28 protein-coding genes and 1 pseudogene are annotated in these 25,111 nt (G+C 59.3%); 20 read left to right on the forward strand and 9 right to left on the reverse strand.

Features of this window, described 5'->3' with window-relative positions:
- The first annotated feature begins 3 nt into the window (after positions 1-3).
- The 11 genes from M5B97_RS07675 to recX all read left to right on the forward strand — a co-directional run bounded on the left by M5B97_RS07675 (position 4) and on the right by recX (position 8,149).
- Entirely contained in the window at positions 4-1,845 is a 1,842-nt protein-coding gene (locus tag M5B97_RS07675) for a tail tape measure protein (protein ID WP_248731173.1), read from the forward strand.
- Complete coding sequence (locus M5B97_RS07680) at positions 1,845-2,228, forward strand: phage tail protein (protein ID WP_134658332.1); 384 nt, start codon at positions 1,845-1,847, stop codon at positions 2,226-2,228. Before M5B97_RS07675 ends, M5B97_RS07680 begins: the two co-directional genes overlap by 1 nt.
- A complete protein-coding gene (locus tag M5B97_RS07685) occupies positions 2,221-2,433 on the forward strand; it encodes a tail protein X (protein ID WP_134658330.1) in 213 nt (70 codons plus the stop codon). The genes M5B97_RS07680 and M5B97_RS07685 overlap by 8 nt, the downstream gene beginning before the upstream one ends.
- Positions 2,434-2,442: 9 nt before the next feature.
- The gene (locus tag M5B97_RS07690) at positions 2,443-3,450 is read left to right on the forward strand and encodes a contractile injection system protein, VgrG/Pvc8 family (RefSeq protein WP_248731174.1); all 1,008 of its coding nucleotides are present in this window, start codon (positions 2,443-2,445) and stop codon (positions 3,448-3,450) included.
- An 87-nt stretch (positions 3,451-3,537) separates the two neighbouring features.
- Positions 3,538-3,723 carry a Com family DNA-binding transcriptional regulator gene (locus tag M5B97_RS07695; RefSeq protein ID WP_248731175.1) on the forward strand — a complete coding sequence of 62 codons (186 nt, stop codon included), beginning with the start codon at positions 3,538-3,540 and terminating at the stop codon, positions 3,721-3,723.
- Between the two features lie 9 nt (positions 3,724-3,732).
- Complete coding sequence (locus M5B97_RS07700; protein ID WP_134658320.1) at positions 3,733-4,590, forward strand: putidacin L1 family lectin-like bacteriocin; 858 nt, start codon at positions 3,733-3,735, stop codon at positions 4,588-4,590.
- 312 nt (positions 4,591-4,902) lie between these two features.
- Positions 4,903-5,460 (forward strand): glycoside hydrolase family 19 protein, encoded by a 558-nt coding sequence (locus tag M5B97_RS07705; RefSeq protein WP_248731176.1) that lies wholly within the window; start codon positions 4,903-4,905, stop codon positions 5,458-5,460.
- Positions 5,448-5,948, forward strand: coding sequence for a lysis system i-spanin subunit Rz (locus M5B97_RS07710; RefSeq protein WP_248731177.1), 501 nt, complete (start codon positions 5,448-5,450; stop codon positions 5,946-5,948). The genes M5B97_RS07705 and M5B97_RS07710 overlap by 13 nt, the downstream gene beginning before the upstream one ends.
- 82 nt (positions 5,949-6,030) lie before the next feature.
- A complete protein-coding gene (locus M5B97_RS07715) occupies positions 6,031-6,531 on the forward strand; it encodes a nicotinamide-nucleotide amidohydrolase family protein (RefSeq protein WP_248731178.1) in 501 nt (166 codons plus the stop codon).
- Positions 6,532-6,614: 83 nt separating this feature from the next.
- A complete protein-coding gene (gene recA / locus M5B97_RS07720; RefSeq protein ID WP_123714828.1) occupies positions 6,615-7,673 on the forward strand; it encodes a recombinase RecA in 1,059 nt (352 codons plus the stop codon).
- 8 nt (positions 7,674-7,681) lie between these two features.
- A complete protein-coding gene (gene recX, locus M5B97_RS07725) occupies positions 7,682-8,149 on the forward strand; it encodes a recombination regulator RecX (protein ID WP_123714829.1) in 468 nt (155 codons plus the stop codon).
- 136 nt (positions 8,150-8,285) lie between these two features.
- Here the strand turns inward: recX and M5B97_RS07730 are convergent, their stop codons facing one another.
- Both M5B97_RS07730 and M5B97_RS07735 read right to left on the reverse strand, forming a co-directional pair.
- Positions 8,286-9,398 carry a TIGR00730 family Rossman fold protein gene (locus tag M5B97_RS07730; RefSeq protein ID WP_248731179.1) on the reverse strand — a complete coding sequence of 371 codons (1,113 nt, stop codon included), beginning with the start codon at positions 9,396-9,398 and terminating at the stop codon, positions 8,286-8,288.
- 296 nt (positions 9,399-9,694) lie between these two features.
- Positions 9,695-10,135 carry a PA3611 family quorum-sensing-regulated virulence factor gene (locus M5B97_RS07735; protein ID WP_123714831.1) on the reverse strand — a complete coding sequence of 147 codons (441 nt, stop codon included), beginning with the start codon at positions 10,133-10,135 and terminating at the stop codon, positions 9,695-9,697.
- A 178-nt stretch (positions 10,136-10,313) separates the two neighbouring features.
- Between M5B97_RS07735 and M5B97_RS07740 the strand changes: the two genes are divergently transcribed.
- From M5B97_RS07740 to M5B97_RS07750, 3 genes are all read left to right on the forward strand, one after another.
- Positions 10,314-11,033, forward strand: coding sequence for a tRNA-uridine aminocarboxypropyltransferase (locus tag M5B97_RS07740; protein ID WP_248731180.1), 720 nt, complete (start codon positions 10,314-10,316; stop codon positions 11,031-11,033).
- A 251-nt stretch (positions 11,034-11,284) separates the two neighbouring features.
- On the forward strand, positions 11,285-11,935 hold the full coding sequence (erdR, locus tag M5B97_RS07745; protein WP_248731181.1) for a response regulator transcription factor ErdR: 651 nt from the start codon (positions 11,285-11,287) through the stop codon (positions 11,933-11,935).
- Positions 11,936-12,004: 69 nt separating this feature from the next.
- Positions 12,005-12,373 carry a diacylglycerol kinase gene (locus tag M5B97_RS07750; RefSeq protein WP_176159775.1) on the forward strand — a complete coding sequence of 123 codons (369 nt, stop codon included), beginning with the start codon at positions 12,005-12,007 and terminating at the stop codon, positions 12,371-12,373.
- Between the two features lie 3 nt (positions 12,374-12,376).
- On the opposite strand, the gene M5B97_RS07755 is transcribed toward M5B97_RS07750, so the two are convergent.
- A complete protein-coding gene (locus M5B97_RS07755; RefSeq protein ID WP_167665841.1) occupies positions 12,377-13,303 on the reverse strand; it encodes a LysR family transcriptional regulator in 927 nt (308 codons plus the stop codon).
- A 124-nt stretch (positions 13,304-13,427) separates the two neighbouring features.
- Between M5B97_RS07755 and fpr the strand changes: the two genes are divergently transcribed.
- Positions 13,428-14,207, forward strand: a complete 780-nt coding sequence (fpr, locus tag M5B97_RS07760) for a ferredoxin-NADP reductase (RefSeq protein WP_017529767.1) — start codon at positions 13,428-13,430, stop codon at positions 14,205-14,207.
- Between the two features lie 59 nt (positions 14,208-14,266).
- Here fpr and tsaA read toward each other — a convergent pair whose 3' ends face one another.
- The 5 genes from tsaA to rimO all read right to left on the reverse strand — a co-directional run bounded on the left by tsaA (position 14,267) and on the right by rimO (position 18,269).
- Complete coding sequence (tsaA, locus tag M5B97_RS07765) at positions 14,267-14,962, reverse strand: tRNA (N6-threonylcarbamoyladenosine(37)-N6)-methyltransferase TrmO (protein WP_248731182.1); 696 nt, start codon at positions 14,960-14,962, stop codon at positions 14,267-14,269.
- Between the two features lie 68 nt (positions 14,963-15,030).
- A complete protein-coding gene (locus M5B97_RS07770; RefSeq protein ID WP_248731183.1) occupies positions 15,031-15,492 on the reverse strand; it encodes a DUF1456 family protein in 462 nt (153 codons plus the stop codon).
- Between the two features lie 70 nt (positions 15,493-15,562).
- The gene (locus M5B97_RS07775) at positions 15,563-16,273 is read right to left on the reverse strand and encodes an rRNA pseudouridine synthase (protein WP_248731184.1); all 711 of its coding nucleotides are present in this window, start codon (positions 16,271-16,273) and stop codon (positions 15,563-15,565) included.
- A gap of 71 nt (positions 16,274-16,344) precedes the next feature.
- A complete protein-coding gene (locus M5B97_RS07780) occupies positions 16,345-16,818 on the reverse strand; it encodes a GNAT family N-acetyltransferase (protein ID WP_248731185.1) in 474 nt (157 codons plus the stop codon).
- Positions 16,819-16,928: 110 nt separating this feature from the next.
- A complete protein-coding gene (gene rimO / locus M5B97_RS07785; RefSeq protein ID WP_123714838.1) occupies positions 16,929-18,269 on the reverse strand; it encodes a 30S ribosomal protein S12 methylthiotransferase RimO in 1,341 nt (446 codons plus the stop codon).
- A gap of 289 nt (positions 18,270-18,558) precedes the next feature.
- Here rimO and M5B97_RS07790 point away from each other — a divergent pair, with 289 nt between their 5' ends.
- From M5B97_RS07790 to M5B97_RS07805, 4 genes and pseudogenes are all read left to right on the forward strand, one after another.
- The gene (locus tag M5B97_RS07790; protein ID WP_123714841.1) at positions 18,559-20,460 is read left to right on the forward strand and encodes a potassium transporter Kup; all 1,902 of its coding nucleotides are present in this window, start codon (positions 18,559-18,561) and stop codon (positions 20,458-20,460) included.
- 126 nt (positions 20,461-20,586) lie between these two features.
- Complete coding sequence (locus tag M5B97_RS07795) at positions 20,587-21,693, forward strand: NADH:flavin oxidoreductase/NADH oxidase (RefSeq protein ID WP_248731186.1); 1,107 nt, start codon at positions 20,587-20,589, stop codon at positions 21,691-21,693.
- Positions 21,694-21,772: 79 nt separating this feature from the next.
- Positions 21,773-21,886, forward strand: a pseudogene (locus M5B97_RS07800) (GNAT family N-acetyltransferase); the annotation flags it as partial.
- Positions 21,887-22,082: 196 nt separating this feature from the next.
- Positions 22,083-22,268: a hypothetical protein gene (locus tag M5B97_RS07805; RefSeq protein WP_123714843.1), complete on the forward strand. Its 186-nt coding sequence runs from the start codon at positions 22,083-22,085 to the stop codon at positions 22,266-22,268.
- Between the two features lie 119 nt (positions 22,269-22,387).
- Here M5B97_RS07805 and M5B97_RS07810 read toward each other — a convergent pair whose 3' ends face one another.
- Positions 22,388-24,013 carry a glucan biosynthesis protein D gene (locus tag M5B97_RS07810; protein ID WP_248731187.1) on the reverse strand — a complete coding sequence of 542 codons (1,626 nt, stop codon included), beginning with the start codon at positions 24,011-24,013 and terminating at the stop codon, positions 22,388-22,390.
- 312 nt (positions 24,014-24,325) lie between these two features.
- Between M5B97_RS07810 and M5B97_RS07815 the strand changes: the two genes are divergently transcribed.
- Positions 24,326-25,033, forward strand: a complete 708-nt coding sequence (locus M5B97_RS07815; protein ID WP_248731188.1) for a tellurite resistance TerB family protein — start codon at positions 24,326-24,328, stop codon at positions 25,031-25,033.
- Positions 25,034-25,111 lie beyond the last annotated feature (78 nt).

Raw genomic sequence — 25,111 nt, forward strand, 5'->3', positions numbered from 1 at the left:
GGGATGCAAGAGACTCAATTTGGGATGAGGCTCGCCCAGGAAGGCAAACGCTGGCTGCTTGACGACGCGGACCTTGGCAGCGTGCTGGCACCGTTTTCCGCAAGCCTTGCAGCGCCTGTAAGCCTGGATACGGCACCACAGCCACAACAGGATCCGCAGTCGGTGCTCACCTCGGCACTGGTAACCGTCAGCGTGGATATCAACGCGCTGACGTTGGAGCAAGTGCAACTGCGCGAGGCGTTGGAAACGCTCACCAGCACGTTGTTCATTACCGGTAATACGCTGGCAACCAAGACGGTTGAGGTCAGTGGCGAGCCCGCCAAAAGTCAGCCGAAAGAACCTGCTCCAGCTTCGGCCAACTGGGTGGACAAAGGCCTGCAAGGCGCAACGGATGCCGGTAAGTTTGTCGGCAAGGAATTGCTCACCAGCCTGTGGGATAAAGCCAAGGAACGGGTTTCGGACAAGGCGCTTGATGCCGTGGCTGACAAGTTTCCAACTGCTGCCAAGTGGCTCAAGAAGGACGATAAGGACAAGGGTGGCAAGGCGGACAAGGAGTGCTGCTGTACGGGAGCTTTGCCTGCCGGCATCCGTGGCCCGCTGGATCCGGCGACCGCCGAGTTGCCTGAACGTGTCGGTGAAACCGCCCGGAAGAAAGACCACGGCAAAGACAAGCCAAGCCCAAAAACCAGTTCGAAGGCGCCGCGCGGCAAGCGTTACAAGACCCGCCAGGCAACATCACGGTCGATTAAAACCAGCGTCGTCAGAAAGCAGGCCGATCTCAAGTCGCAACGTACTGGCGTATCAGCGCCGGTCTCGCGCCCGCTCAATGTCATGGGCCAGCCGTTGCTTGCGTTCGACAGCAAACTGGCGAGCAAAGGCTCGACCAGCCTGCCCGGCAACACGTTTGCCACCTACGCAGCACCTTCGATGCCCCGCCCCACGGCCCGTCGCGCAACCAAGGGCCGGGTGCCGGGGCTGTTGGACGTATTTGCCAAACCGGAGTCGGCCATAGCCCTTCGCCTCGGGCCACTAAAGTCTGCCGACACAGCTATTGATGTGATCCAGGGCATACGCAACGGCGGCGCTAACACCATCGGCACCGGCCTCGGTACCGCCGGTGGCGCCTTGGCGGGAGCGTCTGCCGGTTCTGCCATCGGCCCCCTGACTCGTCTCGAGTCGGCCGCTGCTCATCGCCTCGGCCCACTGAAGTTTGTCGACACTGCCATCGATGTGATTCAGGGCATACGCAACGGTGACGCTAAAACCTTAGGCGCCGGTCTCGTTACCTCCGGTGGCGCCTTGGCGGGAGCGTCTGCCGGTTCTGCCATTGGCACCCTGACTCGTCTCGAGTCGGCCGCCGCCCGTCGCCTCGGCCCGCTGAAGTATGTCGACACCGCCATCGACGTCGTCCAGGGCGTGCGCAACGGTGATGCTAAAGCCGTCGGCGCCGGCCTCAGCACTGCCGGTGGCGCATGGGCGGGGGCGTCTGCCGGTGCGGCCATCGGCACGATGATTTTTCCTGGTGTCGGTACGGCGGTCGGCGGTGCAATTGGTGGCTTGCTTGGCAGCGAGGCGGGCAGTTGGCTGGGTGACAAGCTGTTTGGGCCAAGTGATCGCCTGCCTGCGCCCGCAGACGTCAGCAAAAACCTGAACAGCGCTCAAGCCGATAACCGTCAAATCAACTTTGCCCCGCAAATCACCATCAACGCGCCGGAGCCGGCCAGCCATCAACAGCTGGCAGAGTTGGTGGTGCAACAGATCGAAGCGCAGTTTTCGCCGCTGTCGATGAACGACTTGCTGGGGTCGCGACGTGATGCGGCATTGACCGATATTGGAGGGGTGTGATGCGACAACAGATGGCATTGGGCACGTTTATTTTCGGGCTGTCCCGTGGGTTCGCCTACGACACCCTGGACCGTGCCAGCACTGGCGGTTGGGTAGGGCTGCCTATCGTTGCCGGTAAACCCAAGTCCAGCCAGGTCGGCCAGGGGCTTGAAACGCTGACCTTCGGCGGTAAGGCCGCACGTGCAACGGGCATGACTCGGCTGGATGAGCTACGCGCGCTGCAAGCCCTTCGTGCGCCGTTGCCTCTGGTTGATGGCGTGGGTCTCAGTTGGGGGCTGTGGACCATCAAGTCGGTGAGCGAAAAACAATCCAATGTGATCGACGATGGCACTGCGATGGTCATCCATTGGTCGCTGGTACTGGAGGAGTTCGTTAATGCGTAGGGTTCGAAGTATTGCCGGCGATTCGGTGAACCTGTTGCTGTATCGCGAGCTCGGTCGCTGTGACGATGCCGCCGAGGAAATGCTGTGGCTGTTGAATCCGACGTTGGCCGAGCAGGGTGCAGTATTGCCGGCAGGTATCAGTGTGATCGTGCCTGAACTGGACAGGCAGCCCATCGCGACGAAGCCAATCTCGGCCTGGGATTAAGGAGCGACCATGACACTTGGATATACGCCGGTGGTGGAGATCTACGGTGCCAATGCCGCGCTGCTCAATGAGCGACTATTGGAATGGGAGCATACCGATGCGGCCGGTTTCGTTTCGGATCATCTCAAGTTGACCCTCGATATAGAGGGGCTTGAGGGGTTGCCCGACCTGGGAGGAAAAATCGGCTTGCGCGTGGGCTACCTGGAGTCCGGCCTGGTGGACAAGGGGCTGTTCAAGATCACCAAGCGCACGCCGTCACTGTTTCCGATGCGCCTGGTGCTGGAGGCCACGGCGGCGCCGTTTGACCAGGACGGGTTTAAACAACGACGCACCGCCAGTCACGGGCCGATTACCCTGGGTGCATTATTCCGCCAATTGACGGTGCGCTACGGTTATTCACCACGGGTGGCGCCAGACCTCGAGGGCAAGCAGATCACGCACATTGACCAGACCAATGAAAGCGACATGGCCTTCCTGACGAGGTTGGCCAAACGTTTCGACGCAGTCGCCAAACCGGTCGACGAACTCTATGTGCTGGGCCGAAAAGGTCAGCTCACCTCGCTATCGGGCAAGGCTCTGCCGGACGTGCGACTGTCGCTCACACGCGACAATCGTCCAGGCGAGCGCGCGTTTATCAGCGCCAGGTTTACTGAGGGCAGCCGCGCCAAATATGCCGGTGCACAAGCCTCATGGTGGGATGCATCGGCCGGTAAGAAACGCGTCGTGCGCGTCGGTATCGAGCCTTTTAAACAGGTCATGCAGCGTTACCAGAATGAAGCAGAAGCCCGCGCTGCCGCGGAGGGTGAGATGCGCCGTGTGGGGCGCGAAGGGATGCAGGTCGATGTGATTTGCCCCGGAAACCCGCTGTTCGCTGCTGAAGGTCTGCTGCTGTTGGATGAGTCATGGCCAGGCTTTATGCAGGGGCGTTGGTCGATCAATACCGTGACCGCCAGTGGCAAGCGCAAAGACAGCTATCGATGCACGATCAATGCGAGTGGGTTGTCCGCTGCGGAGTAGGCCGAGCCGTTGAAGCACTTCAATCGCGTTTTTTTGCGCGGGTTTTACCGCCCATGGAAGGGGGATGCCAGCAAAAGGAATTTGCAGATGTTGAAAGAATTCAGATGCGGTAACTGCAAAAGACTTCTCGCCCGCACGGGTGGGTTTACAGAGCTCCAGATTAAATGTTCCCGATGTGGGACGCTGAATCATGTGAAGGCCACGAGCCTGGAGCAATCGCCTTTGAGCGACATGAAAGCGGATGACTCCGCGGCAAATCATTCCACTCAATAGGTGAACACTATGGCTGGACGTACACGCACTCCGTTTCAACGTAGCGGTACTTCGATTCTCCCTGCTTATCAAACCATGTCCCCGGGGCAGTTCCTTCTTTCGCCCAACGGCCGATTCAAACTGTTGCTTCAAACCGACGGCAACCTGGCATTGCAGGACAATGGCGCAGTGGTTTGGATCGCCAATGAAACCACCCCTTACTCTTCCACTGTTCCGTTGCGATACAACGTGCCGGTGCAACTCTACGTCCAATATGGCGCATTTCTCGACGATCCGATTCGGGCTCGTACCTGGCTGACAAACAATTCATCGTATACCAGCGAAGATCAGTGGAACCGAACTCATATGTCGTTGCAGGACGACGGTAACATCGTGCTGATCGATTCTCAGGCGATCTGGAGTGGCACCCCTTCCATTCCGCTTGATCCGACTTCCGGTGCAATTCTGTTCGGAGGGCCATCCGAACTGCAGATGGGGACTCCTTACTTCGCCGGTGATGGTGCGCTGATCTTTCAAGGTGATGGCAACGTCGTGAACTATGGGCCGAACTGGAGTGTTCGCTGGGCTAGCTACACCCAAAACAAGGGTGCAGTTAAAGCCGTCTTTCAGGCGGATGGAAATTTCGTGGTGTACGCGGCGAATGACGTCCCGCTTTGGAATTCGGGCACGGGTGGGCATCCTGGCGCCACTCTGCGCCTACAGCCAAATGGCAACTTGGCTGTTATTCAGGAAAGCCCGGTTTGGGCTCGTTTTGGCTACACGCCGACGGTGCGTCGACGTAAGGTCTACTACCCCGATACCACCAGTCCCGAACATAACGGTACCGCGCCATACCCTACCTATGGCCATATCGGTTGGGAGTTCTAATCGCTTCCCACGCGAGCTAGCGGCGTAATGCCCAGGCTCGGCCCGCTTATATAAAGCGGGAGTAGCAAAAGGGTCGTGCTTGCCTGGCGACCCTGTTAATGCGAGGAGTCTCGCAATCATTTCACGGCCTTGGTGTTAATTGAGCCCGTTTCTCTTTCGGCCACGCTGCGCCCTTCGCTCTGAGTCGGGAATGCTGCTGGAGCCGACTTATTTCAAACATGCACACAGAGTAGATCGCATGGAGTTATTGCAGCGTCTGCTCGATCCACAGATTTTCTTGTCCGGTAAACCCTGTTTGAGGAGTGCAAGTCAGTGTCGATAACACTTTCCCAGCTTATTCAAGTGTTGCCCGCAGCCCGCCCCAGAGCGGGCCTTTTTTTGTCAGGGCTGAACACTGCCATCGCCAGGTTTGAGATCGCCAGCCCCAAACGCCTAGCTGCGTTTCTCGCGCAGATCGGCCACGAGTCCGCCCAACTGCGCTACGTTCGAGAACTGGGCAGCGACCAATACCTGAGTAAATACGACACCGGCTCCCTGGCCGCCCGCCTGGGCAACACGCCCGAAGCGGATGGTGATGGCCAGAAGTATCGCGGGCGGGGCCTGATCCAGATCACCGGCCGGCGCAATTACCAGGCGTGCAGCCAGGCACTTTTTGGCGATGATCGCCTGCTGCAACAACCTGAACTGCTGGAGCAGCCCCAATGGGCATGTGAGTCTGCAGCCTGGTTCTGGCAAAACAATGGCCTGAACGAGTTGGCTGACAAGAACCAGTTCACCACCATCACCCAGCGCATTAACGGCGGGCTCAATGGCATGGAGGACCGTTTGCAGTTGTGGGCGCGGGCGAAGGCGGTGTTATGCGTTACTTGACCGTGTTGCGCCTGATCGGTGTTTTCCTGCTGATGGCGGTCGTTTGGCAAGTGCAGGCTTGGCGCTACGGTGAGCAGCTCGAGCATCAGGAGGAACTGCATGCCAATGCGCTCAACCAGCAAAGCCAGGCCCTTGCTCATCAGCTGGTGGTGGCGCGGGAACAACGGCTAGCCCTCGAACAACAACTCAACACCAGCGACCAACAACACACCCGGGAGTTAAGCGATGCCCAACGCAACCAAACTGCTCTGCGCGACCGCTTGGCCACTGCTGATGTGCGGTTGTCAGTCCTTCTCGACGCCACCGATCCCGCCAACGGCTGTGCAATGCCGACCGCCGCCGCCTCCGGCGGCGTGGTTCATGCAGCCCCGCGAGCCCGACTTGACCCAGCGCATGCTCAACGAATTATCAGCATCACCGACGACGGAGATAACGCCCTGATTGCCCTGCGCGCCTGCCAGGCGTATGTGCATGCCGTCGCACGGTAGTTTCTTGATGCACGCTGTAACTTGCATGGCCGACGGGCTCCTGTAGGGTAGGTGAACCCCCCGCCCATTCCTGGAGACGACCGTGAAGGAAATCACTCAACTGGCCGCTGAACTGGGCCGCCGCTTGCAAGTGCTCAATGCCCACGTCACCACCGCCGAGTCCTGTACCGGTGGCGGTATTGCCGAAGCCATCACGCGGATACCGGGTAGTTCGGCCTGGTTCGAGGCGGGGTATGTCACCTACTCCAATCGACAGAAGACCCGGCAGTTGAATGTGCCGGAAGAATTGTTCCGCACAGTCGGCGCCGTCAGCCAGGAAGTGGTGGAGGCGATGGTCCGTGGCGCCCAGGAGAAAAGCCTGGCGCGCTTTGCTGTGGCGGTCAGCGGGGTGGCGGGGCCGGATGGCGGTTCGCGGGACAAGCCGGTGGGCACGGTATGGCTGGCGTTCGGCGTCGGCGACGAGGTGACGGCCGAGCTGGCGCACTTCGCCGGCAACCGCGATGAGGTCCGCCGACAAACGGTAAAGGCCGCACTGGAAGGCTTGATGCGACGAGCTGCAGCAGAAATAGAAAATCAGGGGTAGGCGATCTCGGATCTTTGTGGAACAATACTGTCTACTTATACAGGTGTTGGCCGCCAGGCCTTATTGATTACGTGAGGACTTTAATGGACGACAACAAGAAGAAAGCCTTGGCTGCGGCCCTGGGTCAGATCGAACGTCAATTCGGCAAGGGTGCCGTAATGCGTATGGGCGATCATGACCGTCAGGCGATCCCAGCTATTTCCACTGGCTCTCTGGGTCTGGATATCGCGCTCGGCATTGGCGGCTTGCCAAAAGGTCGTATCGTTGAGATCTACGGTCCTGAATCTTCCGGTAAAACTACCCTGACTCTGTCGGTGATTGCCCAGGCGCAAAAAATGGGCGCTACCTGCGCGTTCGTCGACGCCGAGCACGCTCTGGACCCTGAATACGCCGGCAAACTGGGCGTCAACGTCGACGACCTGCTGGTTTCCCAGCCGGACACCGGTGAGCAAGCCCTGGAAATCACCGACATGCTGGTGCGCTCCAACGCCATCGACGTGATCGTGGTCGACTCCGTGGCTGCCCTGGTACCCAAGGCCGAAATCGAAGGCGAAATGGGCGACATGCACGTGGGCCTGCAAGCCCGCCTGATGTCCCAGGCGCTGCGTAAAATCACCGGTAACATCAAGAACGCGAACTGCCTGGTGATCTTCATCAACCAGATCCGTATGAAGATCGGCGTAATGTTCGGCAGCCCGGAAACCACCACGGGTGGTAACGCGCTGAAGTTCTACGCTTCGGTCCGTCTGGATATCCGCCGTACTGGCGCGGTGAAGGAAGGTGACGAGGTTGTCGGTAGCGAAACCCGCGTTAAAGTCGTGAAGAACAAGGTGGCTCCGCCATTCCGTCAGGCTGAATTCCAGATTCTCTACGGCAAAGGTATCTACCTGAACGGCGAGATGATCGATCTGGGCGTGCTGCACGGCTTCGTCGAGAAGTCCGGTGCCTGGTATGCCTACAACGGCAGCAAAATCGGTCAGGGTAAGGCCAACTCAGCCAAGTTCCTGGCGGATAACCCGGATATCGCCGCCACGCTTGAGAAGCAGATCCGCGACAAGCTGCTGACCGCAGCGCCTGATGTGAAAGCTGCCGCCAACCGTGAACCGGTTGACGAGATGGAAGAAGCCGATACTGACATCTGAAGCAAACGATGACTGTTGTACTGGATACACTTGTCGCCGTTAGGCGTACTGCGATGGACCTGCTCGCTCGCCGCGAGCATGGTCGAGTCGAGCTGACGCGTAAACTGCGTCAGCGCGGCGCGGAGCCTGAGATGATCGAAACCACCCTCGACCGTTTGACGGAAGAGGGCCTGCTTTCTGAATCGCGTTATCTCGAAAGTTTTATTTCGTACCGAGCCCGTTCCGGTTACGGCCCTGCGCGAATACGTGAAGAGTTGGGCCAACGCGGCTTGCAACGCGCTGATATTGACCTCGCCCTGCGTGAGAGCGGTATCAGTTGGCAGGCGCAGTTGGAAGACACCTGGCGACGTAAGTTCTCCGGACATCTGCCAATTGATGCCAAGGAGCGTGCGAAGCAGGGGCGTTTCCTGAGTTATCGCGGGTTTTCGATGGAAATGATCAGCCGGTTGTTAAGTGGTCGGGATATGGACGACTGAACAATGGGGTGTTTTAGCATGCGGGTTTGTCTCGCAACTGCGCTGCGAAACAGTCCCAATGTCTATACCCCCGTTCATTTTTAAATACCCAAAAGGCCCACTATGAAAATAGTGGGCCTTTTTTTTTGCTCAAAAATCAGGCCGTTTCCGGCGCAGCCCGCTGTTGGGTCTTGCCTTGGGCCTGCGCCCAGTTTTCCGGCAAATTGATGTAGTCCACCAACTCCCGCAACCGGCCTTGATCTCGTCCATTGAAGTTGAACACCAGTCGTGTCAAATGACCGAACCTCGGCTCGTCATGGTCCTCGCCCGTGTAGGCAAGCTGCTGGAACTCGCCACTCAGGCGCAGGCTGGCGAACTCGCTCTGCAAGTGGGCCAATGCGCGATCACTCAGCGGATGATTCATGCGCACCACAAACTCGCGCTTCAACCAGCGCGTGGAATGGAAGTTGGCATAAAACCGGTTGATCTCCTCCACCGCTTCTTCTGCGCTGTACACCAGGCGCACCAATTTAAGATCGGTGGGCAGGATGTAGCGATTGGCTTCCAGCTGGCTGCGGATAAAGTCCAGGGCTCCTTGCCAGAACCCACCTCCTGGCGCATCCAGCAACACCACCGGTACCAGTGGGCTCTTGCCGGTCTGGATCAGCGTCAACACTTCCAGCGCTTCGTCCAGGGTGCCGAAGCCTCCCGGGCAGAGCACCAACGCGTCCGCTTCCTTGACGAAGAACAGCTTGCGGGTGAAGAAGAAGTGGAATGACAACAGGTTCTCGGTGCCATCGATGGTGGGGTTGGCGTGCTGTTCAAATGGCAGTGTGATGTTGAAGCCGAGGCTATGTTCCAGGCCTGCGCCTTCGTGCGCTGCCGCCATAATGCCGCCGCCGCCGCCAGTGATTACCATCAGGTCCGACTGGGCCAGCATCGCACCGACTTCCCGGGCCAGGGCATACAGCGGGCTTTCGACGGGAGTGCGGGCCGAGCCGAATACAGTCACCTTGCGGCGGTCCTTGAATTGCTCCAATACGCGGAAGGCGTTATCCAGCTCACGGATCGCCTGCAAGGTGATTTTGGCGTTCCAGCGGTTGCGGTCGTCTTGAGCCATGCGCAAAACGGTGAGAATCATGTCGCGATAGAGGGGGATATTCGGGCTGTTGGGGGCTATCAGCTGGAGCTGCGCGTCGACCTGCTGGGTAAGGTCAGTCCCGTTTTCTTCAAAATGACGAAGCAGGCGATCATTCGATTCATAAGGCATTCAACTTCTCCTTTTTACAGGGCCTGGGTAGTCGACGAACGTATCGTCGGGGGCCACGACACTGCATGTGTCATGACATGCCGCAGGAAGGCAGGCCTCTTTTGCCCTGAAAATGTTACAGAACAGCAGGGGAAACTGCTGCGAACGAAATGAAGGGATGACTTGATCATGGGCCGAAAAACCCTTGGCTGGCAACCGCTTATTGGTTATTCAGCATGGAGTTTAGCGGGTGGCGGGAACTGAAGCAGGGGGAAGTGCGCACCGCTGGACAGCAGCGCGCGGAGAGCAGGCGACGGTTACTTTTTCTTCTTGGCCGCAGCCGGTGCAGGGCAATCGGCTTCTACGAACTTGACCGACGCCACGGGGCGGTTGGTCTTGTTTTCAGTGATTTCGTAGCGCATCACTACGCCCTTGGCCATCAGTTCGCGGTAGCCCTCGTTCAGGCACACGCTTTGTCCCAATTGGAAATACACGGCTTTAGGGTTATCGCGCATCTGCTGCGCCCGATCAGGTTGCACGCTCAGGTGATCGATCAGTTGCATGCCTTCAACGGTGTAGGCCACTTCCAGGGTTTTTTCATCGATTTCCCGGGGCAGGTCCTTGTTGCTTTCGGCCGCGACGCTTTGCAGCTTCCTGTTCATTTGGGCCTCCAGCAGCGAGGCCGCATGGGCGCCCACGGGCAAGACCAACGCAAGGGCGACGGATGGGGCGACAAGGCGCAGCATGGAACGCAGCATGAAACTCTCCTGATTCGGTTACTGGTGCATAGACCAGCCACTGCGCTGTGCGTTCAGTGGCGCGCAATTATAGGTGAGCCCTTGCCACTACAGCCAGGCGTATCGCTGGTAAACTGCCGCCACTTAAGCATTCACCGAGTTCTCCTGTGTCGATTTATCCCGCCTTGCGGCGCATTTCATGAGCCACGCCGTCTCCCGCCTGCGTTCCGAACGTCTGGCACGTGCTGTCAGGCCGTTCCTCAATCGCGGTTCCCGTGCCGAGCGATGCCCCGGCTGCCGGGTTATTCCCGAGTATTGCCTGTGCGCCTGGCGGCCGAAAGTGCAGGCCAAGTCCGCGATGTGCCTGCTGATGCACGACGTCGAGCCAATGAAACCCAGTAACACCGGCTGGTTGATCGCCGATGTGGTCGATGACACCACCGCATTCGCCTGGTCGCGTACCGAAGTCGACCCCCAATTGCTCACGTTGCTGGCTGATCCGCAATGGCAACCGTATATCGTGTTTCCCGGCGAGTTCGTCGCGCCTGAACGGGTCGTCAGCGAGGTCAGGGTGGAGGAGGGCAAGCGTCCGCTCTTCATCTTGCTGGACGGCACTTGGAGTGAGGCGCGTAAGATGTTTCGCAAAAGTCCCTATCTGGAACACCTGCCTGTGCTGAGCCTGGCCCCGGAACAGCTATCGCGCTACAAACTGCGTCGCTCCAAGCGCGATGATCATTTCTGTACCGCAGAGGTCGCGGCACTGTGCCTGGAGCTGGCTGCCGATCAAGCGGCGAGCGAAGTGCTGGACGCCTACCTTGATGTATTCAGCACCCATTACCTGGCCGCCAAGTTCCAGATGCCCCTGGACCTGGGGGACATCGTTCACACACGCCTGGCGCCCTATATTCCGACGGTATGACCAGACGACGTTTGCATGATGGCACCGTAGCCGCATCCCCCGCTAAAATGCCCCAGGGCCAGTGCTTGACCCCCCAGGCTACGCTGGGCATGCTGAGCGCCGATTGGGGCGTAACCGTGAGTTTCCAGCGTTGTTTCAAGCCTCTTTGACGCTGGACCTGCCCTGTGGCGATGGCTGCCTGGCCGTTGCCTTGTGCATTGGCGAACCCTGAACCCATCAGGGTTCCCTTAAAAAACAGGATCATTTAACCAATGGCCACATACGAAATCCTGATAGCCGATGACCATCCGCTGTTTCGCAGTGCACTGCATCAGGCCGTAACCCTGGGCCTTGGCCCCGATGTCCGGCTGGTCGAAGTGGCCAGCATTGCCGAACTGGAATCCCGCCTTACCGAAAAATCCGACTGGGACCTGGTGTTGCTCGACCTGAACATGCCCGGTGCCTATGGTTTCTCTGGTTTGGTATTGCTGCGCGGGCAATACCCGCAGATCCCGGTGGTCATGGTGTCCGCCCAGGAAGAAGCCGATGTGGTGGTGCGCTCCAAGGAGTTCGGTGCCAGCGGATTCATTCCCAAATCCAGTGCCATGGAAGAGATCCAGGCCGCGGTGCGCAAGGTGCTTGATGGCGATGTGTCCTGGCCGCCACAAGCGTTTGAAGAGATCAACGTATCCGACGAAGCTAAAGCCGCACGTGATGGCTTGGCCAGCCTCACACCCCAGCAGTTCCGGGTGCTGACCATGGTTTGCGAAGGTCTGTTGAACAAGCAGATTGCCTACGAGTTGAGTGTGTCGGAAGCGACCATCAAGGCTCACGTAACTGCAATCTTTCGCAAGCTGGGGGTGCGCACGCGTACCCAGGCGGCGTTGCTCTTGCAACAACTTGAGTCAATTTCACAGCATTAAGATGTAACCTATTCACGCTTTTTTGACTTTGCGTGCTCTAGTTTCCCCACTTCTTTGGTTTAGTTGCCTATATCTATGTCGCCGTTCAAGGGTCAAACCGGTATCAAACGTATCTTCAACGCAGGGGGCTATTCTCTGGATGGCCTGCGTGCGGCTTTCACCGGCGAGGCTGCGTTCCGCCAACTGGTGCTGCTCAACGTCATCCTGATTCCGTTGAGCTTCTTCCTGCATGTCAGTCGGGTTGAACGTGCCTTGCTGATCGCTGTGTGCCTGCTGGCGTTGATCGTCGAATTGCTCAACTCGGCGGTGGAAGCCGCCATTGACCGGATTTCCCTGGATCGTCACCCCTTGTCGAAAAACGCCAAGGACATGGGCAGCGCCGCGCAATTTGTGGCGCTGACCATGATCACCCTGGTGTGGGCCGTGATCCTGATCTAAGGATCAGGCTATGTTCGGCAGTACGATCTCGTCGCTGCGCTGAACCCCGGCGGTGAAGGCGCGGCACAGTTCCAGGAACTCGCGCATGGCGGAAGTCTGGTACTTCTGTTTATGCCAGATGAAGTAGAACTGTCGGGCCAGGTCCAGGTCCGGGGTCTCGACCGGTACCAGGCTGCCACGGCGGAATGCATCCCTCAGCGCAAGCCGGGAGATACAGCCAATTCCCAACCCGGACTCCACCGCCCGTTTGATCGCCTCGGTATGTTCCAGCTCCAGGCGGATATTCAGCGCGCTGCGGTGATGGCGCATGGCTTGGTCAAACGTCAGGCGTGTGCCCGAACCTTGCTCACGCAAGATCCACGCTTCATGGGTCAGCTCTTCCATGGTCGCCATGCCCTGCCTGGCCAGGTGATGTTGCGGTGCGCAAAACACCACCAACTCATCTTCCACCCAGGTTTGCACCTCGATGTCCGGGTGGCTGCAATCGCCTTCGATTAGACCCAGGTCAATTTCGTAGTGCGCTACCTGATGCACGATATGTGCAGTGTTCTGCACATGCAGTTTCACCTGGCTCTCGGGGTGTTGCTGCATGAAGCTGCCGATCAGCAGTGTGGCCAGGTAATTGCCGATGGTCAGGGTGGCGCCAACCGCCAGGGAGCCGAAACCGGACTTGCCGTTGAGCAGGTCTTCGATCTCCTTGGCCTGGTCCAGAAGCGCGACGGCCTGGGGCAATAGCTGATGCCCGAGGGCGTTGAGGCTAAGGCGCTTACCGGCGCGGTCGAATAATTGGCAGCTGGATTGACGCTCCAGCTCGGTAATCGAGGTGCTGGCGGCGGATTGAGATAAGGCCAGAAGGCCAGCAGCGCGCGAGACGCTTTCCTGCTGGGCGACGGCAACGAAGACTTGCAGTTGACGGAGAGTAAATCGCATATCGATATAACCGATAACCCTTATCTTAATAATCCAGTTAACAGATATTGTCGCCGCCATTAGAATACGGTGCAATTGCGCATCTATCTTTCGGCGCAGACCCATCTCCAGGAGTTCCCCGTACATGAGCAACATGAACCACGAGCGTGTCCTCAGTGTTCATCACTGGAACGACACTCTGTTCAGCTTCAAGTGCACCCGCGATCCGGGCTTGCGCTTCGAGAACGGTCAGTTCGTGATGATCGGCCTGCAACAGCCCAACGGCCGCCCACTCATGCGTGCTTACTCCATTGCCAGCCCGAACTGGGAAGAGCATCTGGAATTCTTCAGCATCAAAGTGCCCGATGGCCCGCTGACTTCCCAATTGCAGCACTTGAAGGAAGGCGACGAGATCATCATCAGCAAAAAACCGACAGGCACCCTGGTGCTTGACGATTTGAAGCCGGGCAAACACCTGTACCTGCTCAGCACGGGTACGGGGCTGGCTCCGTTCATGAGCGTGATCCAGGACCCGGAAACCTACGAGCGTTTCGAAAAAGTGATCCTGTGCCACGGCGTGCGTTACGTCAACGAAGTCGCCTACCGCGAGTTCATCACCGAGCACCTGCCGCAGAACGAGTTCTTCGGTGAGGCGCTGCGTGACAAGTTGATCTACTACCCGACCGTGACCCGCGAGCCGTTCGAAAACGAAGGCCGCCTGACCGACCTGATGCGCAGCGGCAAGCTGTTCCGTGACATCGGCCTGCCACCGATCAACCCTGAAGACGACCGCGCCATGCTGTGCGGCAGCCCAAGCATGTTGGATGAAACCAGTGAAGTGCTGAACAGCTTCGGCCTGAAAGTTTCGCCACGCATGCGTGAGCCGGGTGATTACCTGATCGAGCGTGCGTTCGTCGAGAAATAAGCGGCGCAAAAAAAAACCGCGCAGCCCGAAGGGGCGCGCGGTTTTTTTATGGCTGCGATTTACTGCGCGGCAACCACTTCCAACACACAAATCATCCCGGGCTCGGGATAGTGCCAGCGCACATCCACATCCCAGAACTGCGCCCCGTATTCCCGTTCCGACGTCGGCACTTGATACGCCGGCCGCGGATCCTGTGCCAGACATTGCTCGATCAACTCAACCAGCGGCTCTTCCAGGCGCAGGGCATGCTCTTGTGCCTGTTGCAGCGCAGTCTTGAGCCACTGCACGCCAATCAACTGCGGCGCCGCGCTGGCGATGCTGTTGGTGGCCGTGTCGATGATGTCGGCGTACGGTACGTAGGGTTTGATATCCAATACCGGCGTGCCATCCAGTAGATCAATTCCGGAAATCCACAGCCGGCCCGGTTCCACTTTGTCCAGCTTCACCACCGATTGGCCGATGCCGTTCGGCCGGTGAGTCGCGCGGGTAGCAAACACACCCATGGACGTGTTGCCACCCAGGCGCGGTGGACGCACTTTCAGGCGTGGCTTGTCTTCCAGGGCCTGATGGAACAGGAACAGCAGCCACACATGGCTGACCTGTTCCAGGCCCTGCACCGCCTCACCGCCGTCAAACGGTGCCACCAACTCCAGCACGCCACGGGCGGCTGGCGCCAGTTGCGGTTGGCGCGGGATGGCGAACTTCTCCTTGAAGCAGGAGCGCACAAAACCGACGGGGGAGACGTTGTAGGCCATTTCTGGAGCCTCAAGTTACAAGCAGCAAGCCGCAAGCTTTTGACTTGCAGCTTGTGGCTATGGCTGCCTTAAGCTCTGACGCGCAGCGTCAGGCCCTTGAGGAAGTTACGCAGCAACTGGTCGCCGCACGGGCGGTAGTTGGTGTGGCCGAACTTGCGGAACAGTGCGCTCAGCTCCGGTTTGGACACCGGGAACTCAGCGGACTTGAGGATCGCGTGCATATCGTCTTCCTTCAATTCGAAGGCCACGCGCAGTTTTTTAAGGATGATGTTGTTGGTCACCGGGGTTTCGATTGGCTGCGGCGGACGGCTTTCGTCCTTGCCGCGCTTAAAGATCACGAGGCCGTCAAGGAAGTGAGCCATGACTTCGTCCGGGCAGAACACAAAGCCTTCTTCCTCGTCCTTCTTGAGGTAGGTCAGCAAGTCGTCCTTGGTCACGTCCATGCCGCCGAGCTTGATGATCTCGACCATCTTGTTGTCGCTGATGTCGAGCATGTAGCGCACGCTGCGCAGTACGTCGTTGTGAATCATGGTAGGCAATCCTGGTATTCAACTGAGGACATCGCCGCCATGGGGCGATGTCGAGAAAGGGGGCGACGGCTTAGAACTTCTCTTTGCCGGACAGGTAACGCCATTGGCCCAACGGCACTTTGCCGATGGACACTCCGCCAATGCGGATGCGCCGGATGGCGATGACTTTCAAGCCGACCGCTTCGCAGAACAGTGCAATCACGCCCGGTTGCGGGTTTTTCATTGCAAAACGCAAGCGGTTTTCGTTCTGCCAGCTGGCTTTGACCGCCGGCAGTTCTTTGCCTTTGTAAGTCAGGCCGTGGTTCAGGCGGTTAAGGCCATGGGCAACCATGTCGCCTTCGACCTCCACCACATATTCCTGCTCGATCTTGGCGGCATCGGCGGTCAACTTGCGCAGAATCTTCCAGTCCTGGGTAAACACCAGCAGGCCGCTGGCCTTGGCTTGCAGGTCGGCGCTGGCGCTCAGGCGCAGGAAGTGGCCCTTGAGCGGGCGTTTGCCGAAGCGGTGTTCGTCCGACAAGGTTTCGGCGCTGATCGAAGCCATGGCCGTCTCTGCGTCCACGCCGGCAGGGGCGTGCAGCAGGATGGTTACAGGCTCCGGGGCGGTGGCCTTGGCCTCGGGGTCGAGTTCGACCTTTTGGGTGGTGACCTTGAACTGCGGTTCGTCGATCACTTCACCGTCCACCGAGACCCAGCCGCCTTCGATAAACAGTTCAGCCTCCCGACGGGAGCAACCGACCAGTTCGATAAGGCGTTTGGAGAGGCGTATGGGGTCAGTCATGACAAGGGCCGTAACAAAAGGGGGCGGCTATTGTACCTGTGTGGGCGCGGTTAATCCCGGCTCCATTTCATTTAGCCTTGCTGCGCTTGTTGCTGCACCTGACGCAAACGCATGCGCAGCAAAGGATACGGCTGGCCCAGGCCATCATGCTCTGCACGTCCGATCACCTCGAACCCTTGTTTGAAGTAAAAGCCCAGGGCCTGCGGGTTCTGCTCGTTGACGTCCAATTCATCGGCATTCAGGTGTTCGACCGCATATTGCAACAGCTGGCGGCCCAGGCCCAGGCCGCGGTGCTGGGGGGCGATAAACAGCATCTCGACCTTGCCGCACGCCACTCCGGCAAACCCGGTGATGCGTTGGCGCAGGTCTTTGGTGCAGATCAGCATCACCGAGTCGAGGTAGCGCGTCAGCACCAGTTCCTTGAGTAATACGATGTAACTGTCCGGCAGGAAATCGTGGGTCGCTCGCACCGAGTCTTCCCAGATCTGCGCCAAGTGCGCGTAGTCGCTGCTTTTGGGTGTGTGGATAACCGAATGCTGACGCATGCCCGCTGCCCCTTGCCGATGATCGGCGTCGATGGGCAAACGATAGACCTAAAAAAGCCCCGCATCTTGTCCAGAGGCGGGGCTTTTTCAAAATATTTCGAAGACGTTGATCAGTCGCGCTTTTCAGCCCACAAATCGTATTCGTCGGCGTCGGTCACGGTGCACCAGACCTTGTCGCCTGGCTTCAAACCGCTGGCATCGTCGATAAATACGTTACCGTCGATCTCCGGCGCATCGAAGAAGCAACGGCCTACCGCGCCTTGTTCGTCGACTTCGTCGATCAGTACTTCGATTTCCTTGCCGATGCGCAGTTGCAGGCGCGCCGAGCTGATGGCCTGTTGATGCGCCATGAAGCGCTCCCAACGGTCCTGCTTCACGTCATCCGGCACCACAGCCAGGTCCAGCAGGTTGGCCGGGGCACCCTCGACCGGCGAGTACTGGAAGCAACCGACTCGGTCCAGCTGCGCTTCAGTCAACCAGTCCAGCAGGTACTGGAAGTCCTCTTCGGTTTCGCCAGGGAAGCCGACGATGAAGGTGGAGCGGATGATCAGTTCAGGGCAGATCTGGCGCCAGTTCTTGATGCGCGCCAGGGTCTTGTCTTCGAAGGCCGGGCGTTTCATCGCCTTGAGCACTTTCGGGCTGGCGTGCTGGAACGGGATGTCCAGGTACGGCAGGATTTTACCGGCGGCCATCAACGGGATCAGTTCGTCGACGTGCGGGTACGGGTAAACGTAGTGCAGGCGCACCCACACGCCCAGGCTGCTGAGGGCTTCGCACAGTTCGGTCATGCGGGTTTTGACCGGCGCGCCGTTCCAGAAGCCGGTGCGGTATTTCACGTCGACGCCGTAGGCGCTGGTGTCCTGGGAGATCACCAACAGCTCTTTCACGCCGGATTTGACCAGGCGCTGGGCTTCGTCGAGTACGTCACCCACCGGGCGGCTGACCAGCTTGCCGCGCATCGAGGGGATGATGCAGAAGCTGCAGCTGTGGTTGCAGCCCTCGGAAATCTTCAGGTAGGCGTAGTGGCGCGGAGTGAGCTTGATGCCTTGCGGCGGCACCAGGTCGATCAGCGGGTTGTGGTCCTGGCGGGGCGGCACCACTTCGTGCACGGCATTGACCACCTGCTCGTACTGCTGCGGGCCGGTCACGGCCAGTACGCTTGGGTGCACGTTGCGGATGTTGCCCTCTTCCACGCCCATGCAGCCGGTCACGATAACCTTGCCGTTTTCCTTGATGGCTTCGCCGATCACTTCCAGGGACTCGGCCTTGGCCGAATCGATGAAACCACAGGTATTGACCACCACCACGTCGGCGTCCTGATAAGTGGACACTACGTCATAGCCTTCCATACGCAGTTGCGTCAGGATGCGCTCGGAGTCTACGAGCGCCTTCGGGCAACCCAGGGAAACAAAGCCGACCTTGGGATTGGCCGTCGCGGGAGTGGTGGACATGTCTAACCTCGGTATTGAATGACGCCGCCAGTCGGGCACGACAAGGCGGTAGACGGGCGCTTGGGGCGCCTCTGATCAAAAAGTGCGCAATTCTAGCGACGGGCAACGCACTTGACCAGCTTTATACAGGGAAATGCGACGAGTGCTGCGCTATGCTTCGCGCCGTTGCGCACGGGTAAAACCCCGGGGTCAATAAAACGTCTGTTACAAGAAATAAATCAGCGCATGCTAGGGTCAGCTTAGATGCGCTGTTTATAAGAGACCTCAGGTCAAAGGGCAGGAGTGGTTGATGGGTCAGGCAAGTAGTCAGGCAGCAGGTGCCGGGCATTCCAACGCAAAGCCGATTGGCATGCTGGTGGCGGCGGTCGGGGTGGTTTACGGCGATATCGGTACCAGCCCGCTCTATACCCTTAAAGAAGTGTTCACTGGCGGTTACGGGGTTCAGGTCAATCATGACGGGGTCTTCGGCATTCTGGCGCTGATCTTCTGGTCGCTGGTCTGGGTCGTCTCGATCAAATATGTACTGTTCATCCTGCGCGCCGACAACCAGGGCGAGGGCGGCATCATGGCCCTGACGGCGCTGGCGCGTCGGGCGGCGTCGCCGTATCCGAAACTGCGCTCGGTGCTGGTGATCCTCGGTTTGATCGGCGCGGCGCTGTTCTACGGCGACAGCATGATCACCCCGGCGATCTCGGTGTTGTCGGCGGTCGAGGGCCTGGAACTGGCCTTTGACGGTCTGGAACGCTGGGTGGTGCCGTTGTCGCTGGTGGTGCTGGTGGGATTGTTCCTGATCCAGAAGCACGGCACCGACCGCATCGGCAAGCTGTTCGGGCCGGTGATGGTGGTGTGGTTCCTGGTGTTGGCCGGGCTCGGCATCCACGGCATCGCACAACACCCGGAAGTGCTCAATGCGCTGAATCCGGCGTGGGGCGTGCGCTTCTTTGTGTCCCATCCCGGCATGGGCGTGGCAATTCTCGGCGCCGTCGTACTGGCCTTGACCGGTGCCGAAGCACTGTATGCCGACATGGGCCACTTCGGCCGCAAGCCGATCGCCCGCGCCTGGTTTGCCCTGGTGCTGCCGGCGCTGGTGCTCAACTACTTCGGCCAGGGCGCGTTGCTGCTGGAAAACCCCGAGGCGGCGCGTAACCCGTTCTACCTGCTGGCGCCGGACTGGGCGTTGATCCCATTGGTCGCGCTGTCGACCCTGGCCACGGTAATTGCGTCCCAGGCGGTGATTTCCGGGGCATTTTCCCTGACCCGCCAGGCGATCCAACTGGGTTACATCCCCCGCATGCATATCCAGCACACCTCCAGCGCCGAGCAAGGCCAGATCTACATCGGTGCGGTGAACTGGTCGCTGATGGTCGGTGTGATCCTGCTGGTGCTGGGCTTTGAGTCCTCCAACGCCTTGGCCTCGGCCTACGGGGTGGCGGTGACTGGCACGATGCTGATCACCAGCATCCTGGTGTCGGCGGTGATGCTGTTGCTGTGGAAGTGGCCACCGGTGCTGGCGATTCCGGTGCTGATCGGTTTCCTGCTGGTGGACGGCCTGTTCTTTGCCGCCAACGTACCGAAGATCGTCCAGGGCGGTGCCTTCCCGGTGCTGGCGGGGATCGTGCTGTTTATCCTGATGACCACCTGGAAGCGCGGTAAAGAGCTGCTGATGGACCGCCTCGACGAAGGAGGGCTACCGCTGCCGATTTTTATCAGCAGTATCCGCGTGCAGCCGCCTCATCGCGTACAAGGCACGGCAGTGTTCCTCACCGCGCGGCCCGACGCGGTGCCCCATGCGCTGTTGCATAACCTGCTGCATAACCAGGTGTTGCATGAGCAGGTGGTGATGCTGACGGTGGTCTACGAAGATATTCCGCGCGTGCCCGCATCACGGCGTTTTGAAGTGGACGCCTACGGGGAAGGTTTCTTCCGGGTGATCCTGCATTTCGGCTTTACCGATGAACCGGACGTGCCCGAAGCCCTGAAACTGTGCCATCTGGACGACCTGGATTTCAGCCCGATGCGCACCACCTACTTCCTCAGCCGCGAGACGGTGATCGCCTCGCGCATCAAGGGCATGGCCCGGTGGCGCGAAAGCTTGTTTGCGTTCATGTTGAAGAACGCCAACGGCAACCTGCGCTTCTTCAAGCTGCCGGTGAACCGGGTGATCGAGCTGGGCACCCAGGTCGAAATGTAAGTTGCTGCGACACGGGAGCCGGCAATCGGCTCCCGTTTTCCTTCTGAACCCTATGCAAGCCACCGTTGTCGACTAGGCTCTAAGCACTGTTTGAATAGTGCCCACAGAACCCAGAAGAGGTGCGCCATGAGTCAGTTGCTCGAACCCTACACACTGCGCCAATTAACTCTGCTCAATCGTATAGCGGTGTCGCCGATGTGCCAGTACTCCTCGGAGGACGGTTTGGCCAATGACTGGCACCTGGTGCACCTTGGCAGCCGCGCCGTCGGCGGCGCCGGGCTGATTTTCACCGAGGCGACCGCCGTGACGGCCGATGGCCGCATTACCGCCCAGGACCTGGGACTGTGGAAGGATGAACACATCGAACCCCTGCAACGCATCACGCGGTTTATTGCCGCCCAAGGTGCGGTAGCAGGCATCCAATTGGCGCATGCCGGGCGCAAAGCCAGCACGCACCGGCCATGGATCGGCAAGCACGGCAGCGTCAAGCCACACGAGGGCGGCTGGGTGCCGGTAGGCCCATCGCCGATTGCCTTCGACCCCAATCACACGCAGCCCCAGCAGCTGGACGAAGCACAGATCCGGCAAGTGATCGCCGACTTTGTTGCCGCCGCCAAACGCGCGCTGACCGCCGGTTTTGAAGTGGTCGAAATCCACGCTGCCCACGGTTACCTGCTGCATCAATTCCTGTCGCCCCTCAGCAACCAGCGTCAGGACCACTACGGTGGCTCGTTTGAAAACCGCATTCGCCTGGTACTCGAAGTGACCAAGGCCGTACGCGAAGTCTGGCCTCAGGAGCTGCCGCTGTTTGTGCGAGTGTCGGCCACCGACTGGGTGGAAGATGGCTGGAACCCCGATGAAACCGTGGAGCTGGCGCGCCGCCTCAAAGACCTTGGCGTGGACTTGATCGACGTGTCTTCCGGCGGCACCGCCGCCAACGCCGAGATCCCCACCGGCCCCGGTTACCAGACGCGCTTTGCCGAGCGTGTGCGCAAAGAGTCGGGCATCGCCACCGGCACCGTCGGCATGATTACCGAGCCGGCCCAGGCCGAGCACATCTTGCGCACTTGCCAGGCCGACATCATCTTCCTGGCCCGTGAGCTGCTGCGCGACCCGTACTGGCCGCTGCATGCCGATGATGACTTGGGCGGGCGCAAGGCGACTTGGCCGGCGCAGTACCAACGGGCGACCCATCGCGATCAGCCGATCCATGAGTCTGATCTGAGGGATTGATCCACATCTGATCTACCGAAACCCACCCTGACCCGGTGGGTTTTTTGTTGTCCGTGTTTAATGCAAGCCTGAACCTTGGGACGCTTACCCGCGTCCTGGTTGCCTGTTGCTGATACAGCCCGACCCTGAATTGTTTGCGCAGGAGCCGCACGACATTCACCTCTATCGGCCACTACCTGGGAAAGGGCTGTAGGTCTTTGTTACCGAAGCGATTTATTTAAGTTACTACTCTAAAAAAATCCCACACGGCAGCAGATTGTTTCTACGCTTAAGGTAAGTCTGATTTCTGGCCCAGGGAGTCAGTCGGCTTGTTCGTGAGGGCATTGCGCCCCAGGGAAGGCGGGTGATGGGCGCCAAGCGTCTTAGATCGATATCAGGAGAAACAGTCCATGGCCAAGTCCTATGGTGTTGCGGGTGCGGTGGTGTGTTTTCTGACCCGCAAGATGTCTTTGCGTGGTCAAAGGTTGAGCTCGGATGAGGCCCAATTGCTGGAGCAGTACCGCGCCCTGACCGAGAGCGATCAGGTGGCGATGCGGTACTTGATAGGCGCGATGAAGAGTGTGTCGCGGTTCTGAGCCACACAATGGAACCGTGTGGGAGCGGGTTTACTCGCGAATGTGATCTATCAGTCAATGCAGCCGGTGACTGATCCACTGCATTCGCGAGCAAGCCCGCACACACTGGGGCCTCGGTGTCAGGTGTACTTGCGCTTGTCCGGTGCCGGCGGGAAGTACTGATACAGCCAGGTCTCACTCAAGGTGCGGTCCTGGGTGCGGATAAACAGGCGCAGCTCCACCGGCTCCACGCTGTCGCTGGTCGGGTACCAGTCGAACAGAATGCGGTAGCCCTTGATGTTGTCGAGCACCAGCACGCTGAAGTCTTTCACTTCACCGTGGGAGCAGGTCACCACCGGCTCGATCCCGGTGCCGGCCGGCAATCGGTCCAGGCCGCCGCCCTTGAAATCCACGGCAAACCGACGTGCCCACACTTCAGGGTAGTGCTCGCCCGGTGCCCAACCCTCGGTAAAACCACCCATGCCTGAGCGTGTGGCGTCGACTTGCGCCAACGGTGTGCTTACCGGTGGCAAGGCGCTCCAGTAGAGCTTGTAGCCATAGTTGAGCGAGTCGCCGGCGGCGACGGGCTTTTTCGGGGTCCAGAAGGCCACGATGTTGTCCAGGGTTTCGCCGGTGGTGGGGATTTCCAGCAGGTCAATCGAGCCTTCACCCCATGAGGTAGTGGGTTCGACCCACAGGCTCGGACGCTTGCTGTACCAGTCCACGGTGTCCTGGTAGCTGGCGAACTCATGGTCGGTCTGAACCAGGCCGAAACCCTTCGGATCGGTATCGGCAAATGCGTTGAATTGCAGTTTGGCCGGGTTATTCAGCGGGCGGCAGATCCACTCACCGTTGCCGCGCCACATCGCCAGGCGGTCCGAGTCATGGATTTGCGGGTGAATGGTGTCGCACATCCGGCGCTCATGAGTGCCGCAACTGAACATGCTGGTCATCGGTGCGATGCCCAGTTGTTCGATGGCGGTGCGCGCATTGATATGCGCATCGATGGCCATCACCACCTGGTTGGCCTGGCAGTCGATATCGAAGCGGTAGGCCCCGGTGGCGCTCGGCGAGTCGAGCAAGGCGTAGACCACAAAGCGCGTGGCGTCCTTGTCCGGCGTTTCGAACCAGAACTGCGTGAAGTCGGGGAATTCCTCGCGCTTTTTCGCGTAGGTATCAATCGCCAGTCCGCGTGCGGAAAGGCCGTATTGGCCGGTGGAGTCCACAGCTCTGAAGTAGCTGGCGCCGAGGAACGACAGCACGTCATGCCGGTCCAGTTCGGGCGCCTTGAACAGCTTGAAACCGGAGAAGCCCAGGTCACCGGTCAACTGTTGGGTGTCCACGGACGTTTTGGAATAGTTGAACAGCGAAGGGCGGAAATGCACTTCGCGGGCCTCACGGGTCTTGGGATCAACGCTGTGCATGCGCACGGGGGTCTTGAAACCCATGCCGACGTGGAAGAACTGCACGTCGAGCTGGCCGTTCAATTCCTTCCACAGCGAATGGTTGCCGTCGTAGCCGATGGCGTTGAAATTCTGCGGCGTCATGGTCGCCAGGGTCGGCGGCAGCACCTGTTTGGTGTCTTTGTAGGCAGCCCCGGCGAGTTGTTTGGCCTGGGCCTTGAGCGACTCGAAATCGAAGGCCACGGCCTTGCCATCGGCCGCGCGGTTGCCGGCCCAAGCCTGGGCGGCCATCAGGCCGCTGGCCGACAAACCGGTGTAAGCCGCAATGGCCATGGATGCTTTGAGCAAATTCCTGCGGAGCATAGAGACAACCTGTCGTGAGCAAATCCCGCGCCGGCCCTGGCGCGTGCTGGATTAGAAATAACGGTTCGGACATGCCTTCGGCCAAACGCTACGGACAATAAACAGACGCTGGATAGCTTAAGCGGTTCGATGAGCCAGGAAAATTGATTGATGGCTGGATGATGGCTTTGCATGTGAAACAAAGCGTTTCTGCGGTGCCGCTCTTTATATCTGGCGTTACATCTGGAAGCACTCTAGCTCGTGGCTTTTTGGCACTTAGTTTTACGCTGTGGGCCTATTGGTGCTACGAACCCAAACGTCTGGAGGCTGCGAATGAATACCCGTGGATTGCTCGATCAGTTGCTCAAGTCTGGCCAGGATATGTTGCAAAACAAGGCTGGTGGCCAACGTCAACAGGACAATAAAAGTGCCCTGGGCGGTTTGCTCGGCGGTGGCGGCCTTGGCAGCCTGCTGGGTGGCGCGGGCGGTGGCGCCCTGGCGGCGGGCGCCATGGGCCTGTTGCTGGGGAACAAAAAAGCCCGCAAGTTCGGCGGCAAAGCCTTGACCTACGGAGGGTTGGCGGCGCTCGGTGTGATTGCCTACAAGGCCTACGGCAATTGGCAGGCGCAGCAGGCCGGTGCACCGCAAGGCGAACCGCAAACCATCGATCGCCTGCCGCCGGCCCAGGTCGAGCAGCACAGCCAGGGCATCCTCAAAGCGTTGGTGGCGGCCGCCAAGGCCGACGGGCATATCGATGAGCGAGAGCGGGCGCTGATCGAAGGGGAATTCACCAGGCTGGATAACGACGCCGAGCTACAAAGCTGGCTGCACGTCGAGCTCAACAAACCGCTCGATCCAACCGACGTCGCCCGCTCGGCCGTCACGCCGGAAATGGCCGCTGAGATGTACGTCGCCAGTGTGATGTTGGTCGACGAAGAAAACTTCATGGAAAAAGCCTACCTAGACGAACTGGCCCGCCAATTGAAACTTGAGCCAGGCTTGAAGGCTGAGTTGGAAAAGCAGGTGCGGCTGAACGCATAAATACCTGCCGGCACCGATCAAACTGGGGGAGGGGGCTTGCTTGCGAGTGTGGCGTGTCAGTCGGATTATCCGGAACTG

Source organism: Pseudomonas sp. MWU13-2517 (assembly GCF_023242545.1).
Classification (GTDB): Bacteria; Pseudomonadota; Gammaproteobacteria; order Pseudomonadales; family Pseudomonadaceae; genus Aquipseudomonas.

What these genes read in the sequence shown, in the direction of transcription:
- M5B97_RS07675 (WP_248731173.1), top strand. Translation starts at nt 4, where the DNA reads ATGCAAGAGACTCAATTTGGGATGAGGCTCGCCCAGGAAGGCAAACGC.
- M5B97_RS07680 (WP_134658332.1), top strand. Translation starts at nt 1,845, where the DNA reads ATGCGACAACAGATGGCATTGGGCACGTTTATTTTCGGGCTGTCCCGT.
- M5B97_RS07685 (WP_134658330.1), top strand. Translation starts at nt 2,221, where the DNA reads ATGCGTAGGGTTCGAAGTATTGCCGGCGATTCGGTGAACCTGTTGCTG.
- M5B97_RS07690 (WP_248731174.1), top strand. Translation starts at nt 2,443, where the DNA reads ATGACACTTGGATATACGCCGGTGGTGGAGATCTACGGTGCCAATGCC.
- M5B97_RS07695 (WP_248731175.1), top strand. Translation starts at nt 3,538, where the DNA reads ATGTTGAAAGAATTCAGATGCGGTAACTGCAAAAGACTTCTCGCCCGC.
- M5B97_RS07700 (WP_134658320.1), top strand. Translation starts at nt 3,733, where the DNA reads ATGGCTGGACGTACACGCACTCCGTTTCAACGTAGCGGTACTTCGATT.
- M5B97_RS07710 (WP_248731177.1), top strand. Translation starts at nt 5,448, where the DNA reads ATGCGTTACTTGACCGTGTTGCGCCTGATCGGTGTTTTCCTGCTGATG.
- recA (WP_123714828.1), top strand. Translation starts at nt 6,615, where the DNA reads ATGGACGACAACAAGAAGAAAGCCTTGGCTGCGGCCCTGGGTCAGATC.
- recX (WP_123714829.1), top strand. Translation starts at nt 7,682, where the DNA reads ATGACTGTTGTACTGGATACACTTGTCGCCGTTAGGCGTACTGCGATG.
- M5B97_RS07730 (WP_248731179.1), bottom strand. Translation starts at nt 9,398, where the DNA reads ATGCCTTATGAATCGAATGATCGCCTGCTTCGTCATTTTGAAGAAAAC.
- M5B97_RS07735 (WP_123714831.1), bottom strand. Translation starts at nt 10,135, where the DNA reads ATGCTGCGTTCCATGCTGCGCCTTGTCGCCCCATCCGTCGCCCTTGCG.
- M5B97_RS07740 (WP_248731180.1), top strand. Translation starts at nt 10,314, where the DNA reads ATGAGCCACGCCGTCTCCCGCCTGCGTTCCGAACGTCTGGCACGTGCT.
- erdR (WP_248731181.1), top strand. Translation starts at nt 11,285, where the DNA reads ATGGCCACATACGAAATCCTGATAGCCGATGACCATCCGCTGTTTCGC.
- M5B97_RS07755 (WP_167665841.1), bottom strand. Translation starts at nt 13,303, where the DNA reads ATGCGATTTACTCTCCGTCAACTGCAAGTCTTCGTTGCCGTCGCCCAG.
- fpr (WP_017529767.1), top strand. Translation starts at nt 13,428, where the DNA reads ATGAGCAACATGAACCACGAGCGTGTCCTCAGTGTTCATCACTGGAAC.
- tsaA (WP_248731182.1), bottom strand. Translation starts at nt 14,962, where the DNA reads ATGGCCTACAACGTCTCCCCCGTCGGTTTTGTGCGCTCCTGCTTCAAG.
- M5B97_RS07770 (WP_248731183.1), bottom strand. Translation starts at nt 15,492, where the DNA reads ATGATTCACAACGACGTACTGCGCAGCGTGCGCTACATGCTCGACATC.
- M5B97_RS07775 (WP_248731184.1), bottom strand. Translation starts at nt 16,273, where the DNA reads ATGACTGACCCCATACGCCTCTCCAAACGCCTTATCGAACTGGTCGGT.
- M5B97_RS07780 (WP_248731185.1), bottom strand. Translation starts at nt 16,818, where the DNA reads ATGCGTCAGCATTCGGTTATCCACACACCCAAAAGCAGCGACTACGCG.
- rimO (WP_123714838.1), bottom strand. Translation starts at nt 18,269, where the DNA reads ATGTCCACCACTCCCGCGACGGCCAATCCCAAGGTCGGCTTTGTTTCC.
- M5B97_RS07790 (WP_123714841.1), top strand. Translation starts at nt 18,559, where the DNA reads ATGGGTCAGGCAAGTAGTCAGGCAGCAGGTGCCGGGCATTCCAACGCA.
- M5B97_RS07795 (WP_248731186.1), top strand. Translation starts at nt 20,587, where the DNA reads ATGAGTCAGTTGCTCGAACCCTACACACTGCGCCAATTAACTCTGCTC.
- M5B97_RS07805 (WP_123714843.1), top strand. Translation starts at nt 22,083, where the DNA reads ATGGCCAAGTCCTATGGTGTTGCGGGTGCGGTGGTGTGTTTTCTGACC.
- M5B97_RS07810 (WP_248731187.1), bottom strand. Translation starts at nt 24,013, where the DNA reads ATGCTCCGCAGGAATTTGCTCAAAGCATCCATGGCCATTGCGGCTTAC.
- M5B97_RS07815 (WP_248731188.1), top strand. Translation starts at nt 24,326, where the DNA reads ATGAATACCCGTGGATTGCTCGATCAGTTGCTCAAGTCTGGCCAGGAT.